15 protein-coding genes and 1 tRNA gene are annotated in these 14,536 nt (G+C 48.0%); 10 read left to right on the top strand and 6 right to left on the bottom strand.

The window, feature by feature from the left end; genetic code table 11:
* The first annotated feature begins 77 nt into the window (after positions 1-77).
* Positions 78-1,376: an inosine/guanosine kinase gene (locus tag EZMO1_RS11820; RefSeq protein WP_034873357.1), complete on the top strand. Its 1,299-nt coding sequence runs from the start codon at positions 78-80 to the stop codon at positions 1,374-1,376.
* A 125-nt stretch (positions 1,377-1,501) separates the two neighbouring features.
* Here the strand turns inward: EZMO1_RS11820 and EZMO1_RS11815 are convergent, their stop codons facing one another.
* Positions 1,502-2,317 carry a hypothetical protein gene (locus EZMO1_RS11815; RefSeq protein ID WP_034873356.1) on the bottom strand — a complete coding sequence of 272 codons (816 nt, stop codon included), beginning with the start codon at positions 2,315-2,317 and terminating at the stop codon, positions 1,502-1,504.
* 115 nt (positions 2,318-2,432) lie between these two features.
* On the opposite strand from EZMO1_RS11815, the gene EZMO1_RS25525 reads away from it, so the two are divergent.
* From EZMO1_RS25525 to EZMO1_RS11785, 4 genes are all read left to right on the top strand, one after another.
* Positions 2,433-3,856, top strand: a protein-coding gene (locus EZMO1_RS25525; RefSeq protein ID WP_244886739.1) for an ISNCY family transposase whose coding sequence is annotated in 2 segments (ribosomal slippage) — positions 2,433-2,877 and positions 2,877-3,856 — 1,425 coding nt in all. Because the reading frame shifts where the segments join, the coding sequence is not laid out codon by codon here.
* Positions 3,857-4,477: 621 nt separating this feature from the next.
* Positions 4,478-5,590 (top strand): hypothetical protein, encoded by a 1,113-nt coding sequence (locus EZMO1_RS11795; RefSeq protein WP_034873353.1) that lies wholly within the window; start codon positions 4,478-4,480, stop codon positions 5,588-5,590.
* A 162-nt stretch (positions 5,591-5,752) separates the two neighbouring features.
* Positions 5,753-6,391 (top strand): pyridoxamine 5'-phosphate oxidase, encoded by a 639-nt coding sequence (gene pdxH, locus EZMO1_RS11790; protein ID WP_034873352.1) that lies wholly within the window; start codon positions 5,753-5,755, stop codon positions 6,389-6,391.
* Entirely contained in the window at positions 6,388-7,287 is a 900-nt protein-coding gene (locus EZMO1_RS11785) for a DNA replication terminus site-binding protein (RefSeq protein ID WP_034873351.1), read from the top strand. Before pdxH ends, EZMO1_RS11785 begins: the two co-directional genes overlap by 4 nt.
* 35 nt (positions 7,288-7,322) lie before the next feature.
* Here the strand turns inward: EZMO1_RS11785 and EZMO1_RS11780 are convergent, their stop codons facing one another.
* Positions 7,323-7,571, bottom strand: coding sequence for a GrxA family glutaredoxin (locus EZMO1_RS11780; protein WP_034873350.1), 249 nt, complete (start codon positions 7,569-7,571; stop codon positions 7,323-7,325).
* Positions 7,572-7,720: 149 nt separating this feature from the next.
* On the opposite strand from EZMO1_RS11780, the gene EZMO1_RS11775 reads away from it, so the two are divergent.
* Positions 7,721-8,245, top strand: a complete 525-nt coding sequence (locus EZMO1_RS11775) for a hypothetical protein (RefSeq protein WP_034873349.1) — start codon at positions 7,721-7,723, stop codon at positions 8,243-8,245.
* 17 nt (positions 8,246-8,262) lie between these two features.
* Here the strand turns inward: EZMO1_RS11775 and EZMO1_RS11770 are convergent, their stop codons facing one another.
* The 3 genes from EZMO1_RS11770 to EZMO1_RS11760 all read right to left on the bottom strand — a co-directional run bounded on the left by EZMO1_RS11770 (position 8,263) and on the right by EZMO1_RS11760 (position 12,559).
* Entirely contained in the window at positions 8,263-10,437 is a 2,175-nt protein-coding gene (locus tag EZMO1_RS11770; RefSeq protein ID WP_034873348.1) for a tRNA(Met) cytidine acetyltransferase TmcA, read from the bottom strand.
* Positions 10,438-10,464: 27 nt separating this feature from the next.
* Entirely contained in the window at positions 10,465-11,763 is a 1,299-nt protein-coding gene (locus EZMO1_RS11765; protein WP_051789505.1) for a sulfurtransferase, read from the bottom strand.
* A 157-nt stretch (positions 11,764-11,920) separates the two neighbouring features.
* Positions 11,921-12,559: a peptidylprolyl isomerase gene (locus tag EZMO1_RS11760; protein ID WP_082211680.1), complete on the bottom strand. Its 639-nt coding sequence runs from the start codon at positions 12,557-12,559 to the stop codon at positions 11,921-11,923.
* A 151-nt stretch (positions 12,560-12,710) separates the two neighbouring features.
* Here EZMO1_RS11760 and EZMO1_RS11755 point away from each other — a divergent pair.
* A tRNA-Pro gene (locus tag EZMO1_RS11755) sits at positions 12,711-12,787 on the top strand.
* 368 nt (positions 12,788-13,155) lie between these two features.
* Here EZMO1_RS11755 and EZMO1_RS11750 read toward each other — a convergent pair.
* Positions 13,156-13,371 carry a hypothetical protein gene (locus tag EZMO1_RS11750; RefSeq protein WP_034873347.1) on the bottom strand — a complete coding sequence of 72 codons (216 nt, stop codon included), beginning with the start codon at positions 13,369-13,371 and terminating at the stop codon, positions 13,156-13,158.
* A 296-nt stretch (positions 13,372-13,667) separates the two neighbouring features.
* Between EZMO1_RS11750 and EZMO1_RS27630 the strand changes: the two genes are divergently transcribed.
* The 3 genes from EZMO1_RS27630 to EZMO1_RS26785 all read left to right on the top strand — a co-directional run bounded on the left by EZMO1_RS27630 (position 13,668) and on the right by EZMO1_RS26785 (position 14,493).
* The gene (locus EZMO1_RS27630) at positions 13,668-13,910 is read left to right on the top strand and encodes a helix-turn-helix domain-containing protein (RefSeq protein WP_236631947.1); all 243 of its coding nucleotides are present in this window, start codon (positions 13,668-13,670) and stop codon (positions 13,908-13,910) included.
* A 77-nt stretch (positions 13,911-13,987) separates the two neighbouring features.
* Positions 13,988-14,341, top strand: a complete 354-nt coding sequence (locus tag EZMO1_RS11740; RefSeq protein ID WP_034873345.1) for a hypothetical protein — start codon at positions 13,988-13,990, stop codon at positions 14,339-14,341.
* Complete coding sequence (locus EZMO1_RS26785; protein ID WP_160174019.1) at positions 14,338-14,493, top strand: hypothetical protein; 156 nt, start codon at positions 14,338-14,340, stop codon at positions 14,491-14,493. The genes EZMO1_RS11740 and EZMO1_RS26785 overlap by 4 nt, the downstream gene beginning before the upstream one ends.
* Positions 14,494-14,536 lie beyond the last annotated feature (43 nt).

Below are 14,536 nucleotides of genomic sequence, written 5' to 3'. Positions count from 1 at the left end.
CAAGAATGGCTGGAATTTGTACAATTTTTAATGAATAATCCGCGCCCTCTTCTCTACAGTTGTTTTATCCCGCCGTTATGAAGTTTCCCGGCCGTCGCAAAATCAAACACTATTTTCCCGTCAATGCCGATAATCGCTTTGACCGTGAGAGCACTACTTTTGGGCATGTTAATACCTATATCTGTGGCATCGATCAGAACATGGTGGACATCTACGCTCACGTAGACGACTCGGCGCTGGCTGACTTTGGCCTGACCAAAGCGGCCTCCCAATGGGTTGATATCGATACCGCTAATCGTCTGTATGAGTTTCTGCAGGAATCCGGTGCCATTGATAATCAGTACGCCGGTGGCACCATTGGCAACACCCTGCACAACTATTCGATTCTGGCCGACGACCGTTCCGTTCAGTTTGGTGTCATGAGCCAGAACATACGTGTGGGTGATTATGCCTATGGCTATCTGTGCAATACCAGCAGCAAGGTAGACATGACCTTTTTGCAGCCGGTGGAAGGCGCCATTGGTCGCTGCTACACACTGATCACACCGGATGGCGAGCGCACCTTTGGTATCAACCCGGGCTCGATGAACGATCTGAGTCAGGCGTTTATTCCCGAACACGTTATCACGGGCAGTTCAGCACTGGTTCTGTGCGCTTACACACTGGGAGATGACAGTCTGCCGATTTATCACGCTACTCGAAAAGCTGCCAAGATTGCCCGTGAAAACGGCATTCCGGTCGTGCTGACTCTGGGCACCAGCATGCTGGTTGAGAAAATTCGCGAGCCTCTGAAACAGTTTATCCGTGACCATGTCACACTGGTGGCAATGAATGAAGAAGAAGCGCAGGCTCTCACCGGTGAAACCGATCCGCTGCTGGCCTGTGAGGCCATTCTCGACCTCGCTGATATGCTTCTCTTGACCGCCGGGCCTGAAGGATTGTACCTGTGTGGTCATACCGAAACATCAATGGCTCGTGAAACAGACAACCCGATTCGTTCTGCCGGCATCAGCGATTTCAACCGTTATGAGTTCAGCCGTCCACTGCGTCGTGCAGACTGCGACGAGCCCATGAAGATCTACTCCCATATCAGCCCGTACATGGGCGGCCCGGAAAAGATAAGAAACACCAACGGCGCAGGCGACGGGGCTTTATCCGCCGTTATCCATGATATTGCGGCTAACCATTTTCACCGGGAAGTTCTGCCCACATCCGGAAAGCATGAACGTCCCTGGTTGACGTATTCATCGTTTTCACAGGTGTGCAAATACGCCAACCGGGTCAGTTATGAAGTGCTGGCACAAAGTTCTCCAAGGCTATCACGGGCGCTGCCTGAACGAGAGGATTCCCTCGAAGAGAGCTACTGGGAAAGGTAATCTTTGAACAAAGTAAGGCAGAAGCTGAAGACTTCTGCCTTTATAAAGACGCACAGAATGAATTGACCGTATTCTATGTGAATTACATTGCCTGTTCATGCGCCGCAGGAATAACAACCACAGGCTTACTCTTGTTGAGTGTTGTTATACACCGCCTGTGTTAGGGAAGTAGCAGACAAGTTCATCCCAATGTCATCCCCGCGAAGGCGGGGATCCACTTTTCGTGGTGGATTCCCACCTACGTGGGAATGACCGTAAGCCGTTATATTCTGTCTTGCCACTTCCCTTAGTTCAATATTACGTACAAACAGCTCCAGCGTTTCATCCATTCCACGATCAATTATCAAAAGTAATTCACTGAATAACCTGAAATATCGAATCTGCATTTCAGGCTCCGATTTAAAATCCGCCACAAGCACTTTTGCTACCCGGTCGAAGTAGGGTAAATACCGGTCCTCAATTTCCATGGTGGAAACATGGTCAGCCACTTCACCAGTATGGGCAATAAGGTTGGTAATGAAATGAGGGGCCTTAAATGACATTCTTACCAGATACTCCGGCGATAGCTTTTTACTGTCCAGTGCATTTTCCAGCTCTTCCCTTTTTTGAACAAGCACCAAAAACAAGGCATGATTAAGAGAGTTATTATCCAGACTTTTTAGTTTGCAGAATGTCGGAAATTCCAAAACAAATTCATCAAACCACTCCCTGGCCTCCCGAGTCTCTGCTTTTAAATCATTAACCAATAATGACGATGCCAACTGATCATCCAAAGCCATATGCTCTGCCAACAATTGACTTAACTTCATTTTCTGAACAGATGTCCAGAAATTTTCAAAATCGGAAGAATCACAGTCAGCATTAACTGCAGTGACACGAAATAAAAATATTACCGCTACCAAAACCATCAGCAAACGCTGAAGCACATCGATACGTTTCATTATTCTGACCTTTTGTATTTAGTGCCTGTCCGAAAACCCACAAACACTTGAAAACAGCAGCCTGTAGCCCCATATAGTACTCGAAGATTTTCCAAAACAGGCTGTTTCCACATTTATGCGCCAAACCATCAACCCACAAATGCAGTTGGGCGAAGTTGATATCTCCGCCATCACGTTTAATCCCAAGTCCAGAGACGACATTCCCCGTCTGCTTCGGGGGCTGCAACATATCTGGATAACACCTGATCTGCGACACAGGGTTTTTCAGGTGCTTGAGAACATGATTCCTGCCAGTCGGCACAACGGTCGTCCCGGTATGGACCTCTGGAACATTCTGGTTTTCGGCACTCTGCGCCTTGTCACTAATTGTGACTATGACCGCTTGCAAGAGTTGGCTAATGAACATGGGACATTACGGAAAATGCTCGGTCACGGCCCATATTGTACCCATTCCTACCACATACAAACATTGCAGGATAACATCAGCCTCTTCACACCGGAGATACTGGATCAGATTAACCAGGTCACGGTGGATGCAGGTCACCAGCTGGTTAAAAAAAAGATGAGCCGCTACATGGCCGTGCCGATTCCTTCGTAGTCAAAACCGATGTCCATTTCCCCACGGATATCAGCCTTCTGAGCGACGCTTGCCGTAAAAGCATTGAGTTTGCATACGCTCTCTCCAATCAGTACCAGCTTCCGGGCTGGCGTCAGAGCAAATATCTTAAAGACCAGCATCGCAAACGCTACAACAAGGCTCGAAACCTGAAGCATTCCAGCGCAACCTGTGAACTGAAACAACAGCAGCGGCAGCACGACATTGAAATGGCTCACCTTGAGTACATAAAGTACAGCCTTTCAATTGTCCGCAAAGCTGAAACGACCTTGTCCTTGCTGTTGAAAAAACAACCGGATGAGCCAAGGCTGGAAAACCTCAAATACCACATAGCCCACAGCCGTCACCAGATAAACCTGATTTACCGACGGGTGATAGAACATGAGCAGATTCCCCATAATGAGAAGGTGTTCTCAATCTTTGAGCCTCATACAGAATGGATCAGCAAAGGCAAAGCCGGAACTCCGGTTGAACTGGGGTTACGGGTCTGCGTGTTGCAGGATCAGTTCGGTTTTACTTTGCATCATCAGGTCATGCAAAAACAAACAGACGACCAGGTTACAGTACCTATGGCCGAGGCTGCCAAAAAGCGGTTCCCGACATTAAGCCAGGTGAGCTACGACAAAGGCTTCTGGAGTCCGGGCAATCTTGAAAAGCTGGAAGTTCTTCTGGAGCATTCAGTTCTTCCCAAGAAAGGCAGGCTGTCAGCCAATGACAAAAAACGGGAATGCCACCCGGAATTTATCCGGGCAAGAAGGAAGCACTCAGCCGTTGAATCCGATATCAACGCACTGGAAGCGAATGGTCTCGACAAATGCCCGGATAAAGGGATAGAATGCTTTGAGCGGTATGTCGCACTGGCTGTTGTCGCCAGCAACCTGAAGCGGTTGGGTAAAATTCTGCTGACCAGAGATCGTCAGTAGCCTTTCAGTCAGGCTCCCGTCAGTTTACTTTTGATCATGCCAAGCATGAGAGATTACTGTGCTCGTAGATAGTCGAATCAGGTTGTATTTTGAGCAGCGCAGTACAAAAAACATCCTTTGTTCGTCTGGTAACTGAAATCCAGCCGTTATCAACTTCTGTCGGCCAGGAACGACTGCCATTTTTCAGAGGTTTTCTGACAGGCACTATTTATACTTGCCCAAAAGAAATCATATTTTCATGGTTTTTATTCTGATACCTGGGAGCCTGACCGAGAATAGTCTGCCCTACCGGCAACTGCTCCTGCGTTGCTCTAGCTCCGGCATCCATGCCGTCGTGTGGTCCCAGGAGGCTGTCCGGGAACAGACTGCCCTAATGCGGTGGCAGCAAATTGGTCTGAAAATCCGCTTTTGTTCGTCAAATAGCCTGCTATTCTCCTCTCAAAACCGAATTTTCATCCTCAATTTTCTACGATCCTCGCTACGGGCGGCGCTATTCTCGGTCAGGCTCCTAGCATCTGTTAAAAAGATGGTAACGAGAAGGTATAGCTGGTTTTTTATTCAGGTCAATAGTTTCTATAGATTCTTAATGTCTATTAATGAAATGAACAAATAACAGTTTTCATGGTCTACATTATCGAATCTGGTATTAAACGGGAATGCATGACTATGAGATTTGTCATCAAACACATCACTCAATTTTTATTTATCTTTTCACTTGGCTCTTATGTATTTGCCGATAATATTATTAACTTAAACAGTCCCGACGAGTTACAGCAGGTTTCACAGCTGGGAAATATAAGCAATGACTCCATTGAAAACAACAAATTCCTGCAACTTGAAGAACTGCGCCGTTTAGGTTTAATCGATGGAACTCATGTCAATGCACTGTTAAAAAAGCTCTACTCCACCAACCATGATGGCATCTGGAACACCTTGAAAAACCAAGCACAGGCGCTCCGATATGGTATTCCGGTTCATCAGGCCATTGAGGACACTTTGAGCCAACAGGGCGGATCCCGGTATTTAACACGATTCGCTCAGTTCCTTGGTACTTTTGGCGCTTTCAAAAAGCACCATACGCCATTCTTTAACACGGCATACAGCTGTGGGGCTTCTCCGCTGGTATTTCATGGGCCATGGCCTGTCCCCTCTCTGTTGGGTTCATCCTACCCAAACAGTGAGTTGAAGGATAATGTTATGATGATGGAAGAATGCAAACTGTCAGAAACCTTCAATCAAAACGTCAGGTCAGGCAACAGTATTGAGCCGGAACTAAACAGAATCGTCAGACACTTCGATTTCAACGTTGCCAACCTTGCTATTCAGGGTAATAGTGAAAAGGAACAGATTCGTAACGCTATTCATCAGGCACGAAATAAAGAAGGTATGTTGATTCTGATGATGTTTACCGGCGCCAAAAAATACCAGTTTTATCTGATAGGCGCCTATCAAAACAAAATCAACCTATTTTATGTGCTGCATGATAACAGACCAACGCCTGTCGCTGTCTTTAGCATGCCCGAGAGTCAAATTAATGAAAACGATCTGGTTGATGGTATTTATATTTTAAAGAATGGTAAAAAAGAAAGAGATCGTGTTCCTGTTCTTGGCAAGTCCGCGGTTTTATTAAGTGACAAACCGGCTGAAGCCCCATTTGAAAGCGCGCCTGAGCAGGAAAACCTCCCGCACCCCATCTTGGACCAGCAGCCTGAAGATGAGCACGACGAAATGTAACGTTGCCATTTAAAGAATCCGTCAGGCATCCCAACTGCCTGACAGACGCAAACAGAAGGCCACAACCACATACCCTCTTCACATACTCCCATAAAATCACGGGATTTATTGTCAGTAATACCTATATTACAATCCCCTGAAACCCCTCACAGAAGTACGAACATGGATATTAGCAACCTTCGCGAAAACTACACCAAAGCGGGTCTGGACAAAGACAACCTGAACACCGACCCGGTAGAACAGTTTACCCTTTGGTTCCAGCAGGCTCAGGAAGCACAACTGCCTGAACCCAATGCCATGGGTATCGCCACAGCCACTGCAGAGGGCGTGCCGAGCCTGCGTACGGTTCTGCTGAAATACTTTGACCAGTCCGGCTTTGTCTTCTTTACCAATTACTCCAGTAACAAATCCCGGGAAATTTCAGAAAACCCGAACGTCGCACTGATGTTTCCGTGGGTGCCTTTGGAACGTCAAGTCATCATCAAAGGCACTGCCGAAAAAATTTCCAAAGCAGAGTCCCTGAAATATTTCACCAGTCGCCCCCATGGCAGTCAGCTGGGTGCCTGGGTGTCTCACCAGAGTTCTGTGATTACCGGTCGCAAGCTGCTGGAACAAAAGCTCGATGAAATGAAACGCAAATTCAAGAAAGGCAAAGTGCCTTTGCCGGAATTCTGGGGTGGATACCGGGTAGTGCCACAATCCATTGAGTTCTGGCAGGGACGTCCAAACCGTCTGCACGATCGTTTTCAGTACACCCGAACCAGTGACAGCCAATGGACGATTGAAAGGCTGGCGCCATGAGCAGAAAAACCGCTGCCAGGATGGCAGTCAGAGATACCCTGATTGAACTGGTGGATATCAACCGTCAGTTTCGGGATGCGGTGCTTAATGACCACCGTTTACCTGCATGGGTTATGCAGGAAGATGACAGCGACACTCAGGATGACCGGACATTGGCCGCAAGTGTCAGTACCCGGTTAACCTACCAGTCAGAGCAGAATAAACAGGAAACTGCACGGCTACCCGGTGTCATTGGTATTTCAGCAACGACGCTGCTTAAAGGCCAACAGCTCAATGACGCTAAAAACCACTTCAAACTGGCCATGGGGGAATACAGAAAGCTCTATGGCGATGATATTGCCGCCATTGAAGAAACCTCCGATCAGCTGCGAGACGGGGTTTTGGGTGGATTACAGATTCAACATATCCATTTTGTCCAGAGCTACCGGCAGTTAAAGCTGTTTCAACAGCCTCCCAAACGCATCAGCTTCAGCTGGGCGGCTAACCACAGCGGCACTGTGCGACTGACGTCTGTTGAAGCCATTGACCACCTGCGCAAAAAGTACATGGCTTCTGCGGCTATCGAGCGTGATATCGTTCTTCTGGAACAGTTACCAAAATCAGAAATTGTGGTGATTAAACGACTGCTGGCGCCTCACCTTCGGGCGAACCTGAAATGGCCTGATCCTGTTGAAGCACTGCGCCAGATGGATGCCGATGCGAAAAAAGAGTATCCGGGGCAGATTAACACCCCAATTCCGGTATTCGTTCAGTTGGAACAAGGGCAACCTTTGCCAGACTTCAAACCCATTAAACCTTTTGATCCGATCACGCGCCAGGAGCGTCTGCAACGCAGCGATGCCCGGCTGGTAAAAATCAGCGACAACCCTGTGTCGCGTATTTATCGTTATGCCTGAACCCCGATGGGGTCAGGCATGATTCCGCAATCGCTTCAGCCGCTAACCAGTTCATCTTTCAGATAAGCTTCCAGCTCGGTGTAACCACCGATGTACCTCTGTCCGTGGAAAATCTGCGGCACCGTTTCAACCGGTTTGCCAACGGTTTTCTCCAGATCATCCTTGCTAATGCCTTCTGCATGAATATCCACATAAAGGAAAGGTAACTGACGATCTTCCAGCACCTGTTTGGCACGAACACAAAAACCACAACCCGGACGACCAAATACGGTAAAACGATCCACTGTATAACTCCTAATGCACCATAAGTCTTGAATCAGCCTATGCACTATATGCTGATTACATTGGGAGTCACAACAGGAATTTTCTATACCCTTCATTGAAGCTTTCTGGTTGACTTGATACGCTGACAAAAACGACAGAGGACAGACCGATGCCAAGGACAGGTATTATCGGCTTGCTGTTTTCCACGCTTTCCCTTTCTGCAACCGCTTCAGACTTGCTGGCACTGGCGCATAACGCCGGTTTTAACCGCTGTGATTCGGCCATTCAAACCGAATTCAGCGATATGGCACGGGTTGGCAATGCGGTAGCTTCAACAGGCTATTTTAATGACCGAAGTTTTAATGTGATGGCCACCTGGGGTAAGGATCAGGACAGCGTGTGGAAAAACACCACCTTTATCAAGTTTGGTCGAAGCTGTCTGGCCTACAGTGTTATTAACACGACCTTTGCGAAAGGTTGCGATACATTCAAACAACAAAATCCGGAATGGGAAGAGATCAGAAAGCAGGGAGATTTCATCTGGACGCGCAACGCTGGCGGTGTGAACGCCATTCTGAAGTCTCTGCCCAACGGCGTATGTTCTGTCAATTATCGCATTCACCAAACATACGACAGTGAAAACCCGTCAGTCGCCAGTAAACGATCCGAAGCCACTAAAACGAACGGTGGCTGATGCCACCGTTTTCAATGTTACTTTAATACCGCTTTCAGCTGACCGACATATTCCCTTAAACGAATAACCGCCTGCTTCTTGCCCGCTACGTTTTCAAACTGTGCCAGAGAACTCCAGCTGTGCTGTTGCAGCACTTTCACAACCAGTCCCGACAACGCCTGTGAGCAACTCTTCTGGTCAGCCAGTCCTTTCAGAAGCAGCTTTCGAATAGCAGGCAGACAGCTTTCAAACAATCGCTGCCCATGACTGAAAGAATGAATATCCTGCCAGTCACGCTCCGTTAAATCGATAGAATGGTAGTCTTCGGAACCTGAAAACAGACAGCAAACCAGATCGTTATCCATTCCACTCAGACACTCTGGTAGTTGTAGCAGAAAGTTGTCGTAAAAACGCGAGCGCGCTTCTGCAACCAGTGCGCTACCCTGTTCCGACAAGGGTTGCAGCATCATCAGTGAATAGCAGCCGCTGGCAGCTTCTCTGAGCAAACCGGTTCGTACCGGCAAAAAGTCGTTATTTTGCCAGAAGCTTAACAGGTCAACGGTCGCACCAAAGCTGGTTCCCAGATAGTCCAGCCCTTTATCCAGAGCATCCTTTGACAGACGGCTCAGGAGTTCAGTTCCAAACCCTTTTCGACGCACTGCCGGATGAACAGCCACACGAAGAATACGCAGCCCCTTTAAGCTGATCGCTTCCGGAATACCTGCATGATTACTGAGAGACTGGGGAATCAAATGACCCCGCACCCTTCTCTGCCCCAGCCAGATCGGCTCCTGCAATGATGGCTCTATAGCACCTTCCCGCGCCGCCAAAATCGTGCCAGCAAGACGCCCCTGATCAACAAGACCATAAACTTCTATATTTGGCCCATCCAGAAAGTGTCGTAAATCAAAGGGACGTGTGCGGTAATGAGCCTGAACCAACAAACCAAACACCTGGGTCAGCATGGATTCATTTTCAATCAGCTGATTACGGTCAAAATGCACCCACTCACACTGGTCTGCTGTCGTGTTTTGCATTGCCTGATCTTCAACAGGACTGGCATTCAGCAACAGACTGGAAAAAACCAGCTGCTCTAACGGGTCATTCTCTGCCCAACGAATCGCCTGATTCAGATGCAAGGCTCGCCACTGGGGCGCAATAGCCTCCAGTTTGTTGCGAAAACGAATGGCAAAACCACGCCCCGTCCCTTCATAACCGTGAATGGTGGAGGAAAAAACAATTCGCGACTGACTTCGGAGTAATGACTCTAACAGAGGAACCGGCAATGCAGCGGCTTCATCCACCAGCATCAGATCACATTCTACCGGGTTGGCCACCAGCTCGTCCGGTGCCAGAAACTCTATGGATTTATCCTGCCAGACCAGCCTGCCTCTGGAGACGACAGGAGAGTCCATCGTGTTTTTATTAATCGTGTTTTTATTAATCGTGTTTTTATTAATAGTATTTTTATTCAAAGTGAGTTCGGCATGCTGAAACACCTGACCGGTAGCAGCCAGTGAAGGTCCGGTGACCACAATACGGCTTAACCCATGCTTCAAACACTGTGCAGCGGCAATACCCAGCGCAGCACTTTTGCCACGCCCACGGTCAGCAGTTAACACCAGTGGGCGACGTCGATGTCCCGTCGCTACTTTATGAATAGCTTCAACCGAAACATCCTGATCTTCTGTGCGACAACAATCGTTTACGTAAGGCGTTGCCTGCTCTTTAGCTTTGTCGGGTAAAATTTGCCAGACCGGATCTTTGTTCTGCCGAATCAAACTGCAACATTCAGACCGTTCAAACAGTTGAGCCAGCCGTCTTATATAACGGCCTGTAACTCGGTTTTCGGCTTCGGGGTAAATGGTGATACGACGATGTTCAGGATCTTCCAGCAGACTCCATTGATCAAGCTCCGGTGTCAACAACAGCATTACGCCGCCACCTTCAATCACACCACTGATCGCGCCAAACGCATCAACATCAAAACCGGACCAGGCATTGAACACCACAAACTGACGTTCACGCCCCAGCCATTGTGTTGCTTTGCCTGCCGGAATAGAGTGTATGGCGTCCGGAGCATCGTCGCCCAACCAGAGTCCAAGGTCATTCGATAAAGCGGGTAATAGTGAGTTTATGGTTTCCATGCACCAGTTTTGCTCACCACTGATCACCACCAGTTCCCGGTGGTTATTTTGAGTCAGACGACTCAATCGTTGACTGAATATTGCCTGCACCGCTTAGCCAGCCTCTCTTGGACGGCGGGAATCACTGCTCCATTCCATCCAGCCACCATCGTATATTCTGGCGTTCTCATAACCCAGCAGACGGGCTGCAAACCAGGACAGACTGGCTCGCCAGCCAGTACCGCAATAAAAGGCCATGAACGTATCATCATTAAGTGATAGTCCCTGCCAGTAGCCCTGTATATCCTGAATCTCTCTTAAAGTGCCATCGGGATTGATGTAGTCCTGCATGCTGTATGGATCCGTTCCCGAGTGCCCCCATACCGCGCCGGGGATACGGCCTTTCGCATTGATATAACTGTAGCCGCTACTTTTGCCAGTGTATTCACGCCATGAGCGGACACTGACCAGATGCTCATCGTCGTCTTTCAAAATCGACTTCACGCGCATGGTATCCACCCACACATCCTTAAAAGCAGAGACCCCAAACACATCGACAGGCTCTGGCGTCACCCAACCCGACTGCACCATATAGCCCTGATCGACCCAGGCCTTTAAGCCACCGTTAAGCAGTCGTACATCACTGACACCCATGGACTCCAATACGCTCACCATTCGTGCGGCGGCTGTCATATCCTCGCCATAGACCACAACCTGCCGATCCTGAGTAACGCCAAGGTTCATTAATGACTGTTGCAATTCATTTTCAGGAATCACATTCCACAATGGCTTGGATTCAATCCACGACGTGTCCACATGAATAGCGTCAGGGATATGATTGATTCGGTAGCGAATGCCTGCGCCATAGGACACGTCAAGAACCAGCGGAGGTTCAGGAGAATTGAACTGTTTGTCCAGCCAGGCCGGTGGCACCAGACGAGTATAGGAAGGCATGGTCTCTACAGAACCACCGGATTTCAGCCAACCGGAGAAACCAAACGGATAAATGCGAATATCAGAGTTTTCAAAGCCCTGCTCAGTCACCAGCCAGTCTGCCAGTATCTTTGCTTCATGCTGGTCAGAACCGTAAATAACGATACCCGGTGCCTGACGCATACCTTTACTCTGAAACAACCGTTCAGTGAGTTTATTCAGTTCAGAGCGATCATTTAACAGCCAGTTCAGATCAAAGTTGCGCGCCCCCGGTATATGTCCACCCACACCGGTGTTGTCGGAAGGCCAGCCATTAAACCAGTCGCTGGCACGCACATCCACCAATACCCAGTCACGCTCGTTGATCAGGGTCATCATTTTATCCTGATCAATGGCAGTAAATTCTGAAAGCTGTGGGTTATCCGGCTGACCACAGCCTGCAAGACTGACCGCCAAGCACAGACCGATTAAATGTTTCATACATCGAAACATGCAATTTCTCATCGTTAGAACAGATATTTTTAGTCAGGAGGGATTATAAAAAATTTCAGACTAAGACTCCAAATCAGATTTTTGTATTAGCATACGAGATTTAGAAAAGGAGCGGACGGGCGTACCTTTTACCGCTCCCTGAGAATTATTTTTCTTGTGATTGGCTGCTTTTTTCCGCCTTAATTCGCTGGGCTTTGATAATCAGTATGGGCTCAACCGGCACATCCCCATGCCCTGCCTTTCGGCCGGTTCTCACTTGAGCAATTGCATCAACCGTCTCCATGCCCTCAACCACTTCACCAAACACGGTATAACCCGGCTGACCTGCACGATAGTTCAGACTTTGATTATCTACCAGATTAATAAAGAACTGGGAAGTCGCACTGTGTGGTGCAGAGGTACGCGCCATGGCAATAGTGCCACGTCTGTTGCCAAGACCATTGGACGATTCGTTGTAAATCGGAGCCTTGTTTGGCTTCTGGCTCATATCTTTGTCCATGCCGCCACCCTGAATCATAAAGCCATTGATAACTCGATGAAAAATAAGGTCATCGTAAAAGCCATCACCAACATAGCCGAGGAAATTCTTTACGGTGACCGGAGCACGTTTCTCGTCGAGCTGAATCACAATATTACCCTTACTGGTTTCCATTTTGACCAGCACGGCTTCCGGCTCTGCGTTCTTCTTCACCGGTTCGACCGGCTTTGCTGCCACTCCACTGGCCATAACAGTCAGACCAAGCACCATAGAAACCGACAGTAAACGGTTCAGCCATATTCTCATGTTGTATCCTTAATTGTCGTCATCACAAAACCAACTATCCTACGTGATTAGTGCCACAAGGCAAATGACCGACATAAGACTTGCAATTAACCGCAACAACGGTAATATACAGCCCGCTGACGGCAACTTTGCATGCTGTATAGTAAAGGTTCGGAGCGTAGCGCAGCCTGGTAGCGCACCACAATGGGGTTGTGGGGGTCGGAGGTTCAAATCCTCTCGCTCCGACCAAAATTCTACTTAATTATCAATATCTTACTCTTTCCCCACATATCTTACACTGTCGTCCATCCAACAAACCGTCCAACAAAAAACACCCTTGTTTATTTGTACAATATCCGCTCTGTCGTATATTGCGCTTATGCCTGCATTGCATATATCCAGCACACAACCTGACACAAAAGTATCCGTCTATATTGCCCTGATTTATACAAACTGGCATCCTCTACTCTCCACCTCCGGCCTGACAACCGAACACGGTGGGAACGTCATCCCACGGGACAAACGGCACTTTGGGCCGGGTGTCCTGAGGAATAGCCTCCGGGTAATACTCAGGGGGTCGCGTGTTGACTTGTCAGCACCCGGCACCCCAAATCCCTCTACTCTTCTGTCTCGCCATCAATCTCTGAACAGATCGGCGAATTCAGCTCTATCGCAAGCTCAGCCATTTCACAGCTGACTTTCTCCAAAGCTTCCTTCATTGTCTTCTCTCGTTTCGTCAATCGTTCTTCCAAGTCAGTTTTTCCACACAGGCTGGCGACAGACTGGCTATACTCTGCCAGTTCGATGAGACGCAGTATTGGCTCATACTTCATTATTATTTCTTCCGTGCAACTACTGTAGTTTTATACAGTATTTTTACTATTGATTTCCAGTACTGGTGCCTCATGCTTACCAACCGATCGAACAAAAAAAACTGATCCAGATCAATTTCTTGTCTACAGTTGCACGGCATGCACAGAAATCATCAAAAGCTGTGCATGATGCGCATTTTTTCCTTCTCATCTTCGGCTCTGACAGGCCAGCACGACGAATTGGTGCAGTTGTAATGAATACGTTCGGTAAGAGATTGAGATATACAAGAAAAGGGTTCAGGAGAACTCAGAGCCAGATGGCAAGGCGGGTTAATAGAAATCCGACACAGTGGTCACGCTGGGAGCGGGATAAAACGACTCCCTCTATGGATGAGTTGATAGCCGTCCACAAGGCAACGGGAGCCTCTCTTGATTGGCTTTTGCTGGGCGTTGATATGGGTTCGTCTGTTCATCAGCGATTGCTGTTTCTGCTCCTGAAGTTACCTGATCGGGAAGTGGTGAAGTTAGTAGAGTGGCTGGAGGTTCGATTTTCTTTGTGATCTTACCTGTATCCATCGTATTTATAAGATGGAACTGTTGTGATAGATTATATCCCCTGTTGAGGGATTATAATAAAATGAATGTTCAATCACTGGATACGCTCGTCAGAGAGCTGTATGATACGGTTCTTCTTGAAAGCTCTAAAGTATTGAGAAATGCCAAGCGTTTTTCTATTCAAGTGCTGAAAGAAGAGGATAACCCATCCTACGAACAGATTGCTGACGACTTACTTTTTATATGCGAGTTGCTTGATGCCCTGATCAATCATGATCGAATCAAGGACGACGAGTATACTGAAAATCACTGGACACTTAGCAGAGCAAAAGATTATGCTAGGTTTGTACAAGATGTAGCTAAAGCTATACAAGCCGGTGACGAAACAAGAATAAAAGCATTAACAACTCAGGCGGATCGGTGGAGCTTCTTATGAATACGAAAGATATGTCAATCGAGCAAATTACCAACGAGATCACCAGACTGGCTAAAAGGGTTGGAACTCTGGCTGATCAGGCATACCAGCGTCACCTGCAAGCAGAGGAGCGTCTTGCGGCAGCCTCTCAGGCGCACAAAAAAGCAGCCTGAATAAGCCCAGGTTAAAACAAAACAAGCCCGGTTGAATCCGGGC

It is taken from the genome of Endozoicomonas montiporae CL-33, assembly GCF_001583435.1.
GTDB classification, from domain to species: Bacteria; Pseudomonadota; Gammaproteobacteria; order Pseudomonadales; family Endozoicomonadaceae; genus Endozoicomonas_A; species Endozoicomonas_A montiporae.
This window is presented reverse-complemented; position numbering and strand designations above follow the sequence as displayed.

Excerpts from the sequence above, each read along its gene's own strand:
- EZMO1_RS11750 (WP_034873347.1), bottom strand. The coding sequence starts at position 13,371 with ATGAAGTATGAGCCAATACTGCGTCTCATCGAACTGGCAGAGTATAGC.
- EZMO1_RS11775 (WP_034873349.1), top strand. The coding sequence starts at position 7,721 with ATGCCAAGGACAGGTATTATCGGCTTGCTGTTTTCCACGCTTTCCCTT.
- EZMO1_RS26785 (WP_160174019.1), top strand. The coding sequence starts at position 14,338 with ATGAATACGAAAGATATGTCAATCGAGCAAATTACCAACGAGATCACC.
- EZMO1_RS11760 (WP_082211680.1), bottom strand. The coding sequence starts at position 12,559 with ATGAGAATATGGCTGAACCGTTTACTGTCGGTTTCTATGGTGCTTGGT.
- EZMO1_RS11765 (WP_051789505.1), bottom strand. The coding sequence starts at position 11,763 with ATGAAACATTTAATCGGTCTGTGCTTGGCGGTCAGTCTTGCAGGCTGT.
- EZMO1_RS11740 (WP_034873345.1), top strand. The coding sequence starts at position 13,988 with ATGAATGTTCAATCACTGGATACGCTCGTCAGAGAGCTGTATGATACG.
- pdxH (WP_034873352.1), top strand. The coding sequence starts at position 5,753 with ATGGATATTAGCAACCTTCGCGAAAACTACACCAAAGCGGGTCTGGAC.
- EZMO1_RS11795 (WP_034873353.1), top strand. The coding sequence starts at position 4,478 with ATGGTCTACATTATCGAATCTGGTATTAAACGGGAATGCATGACTATG.
- EZMO1_RS27630 (WP_236631947.1), top strand. The coding sequence starts at position 13,668 with ATGGCAAGGCGGGTTAATAGAAATCCGACACAGTGGTCACGCTGGGAG.
- EZMO1_RS11815 (WP_034873356.1), bottom strand. The coding sequence starts at position 2,317 with ATGAAACGTATCGATGTGCTTCAGCGTTTGCTGATGGTTTTGGTAGCG.
- EZMO1_RS11820 (WP_034873357.1), top strand. The coding sequence starts at position 78 with ATGAAGTTTCCCGGCCGTCGCAAAATCAAACACTATTTTCCCGTCAAT.
- EZMO1_RS11785 (WP_034873351.1), top strand. The coding sequence starts at position 6,388 with ATGAGCAGAAAAACCGCTGCCAGGATGGCAGTCAGAGATACCCTGATT.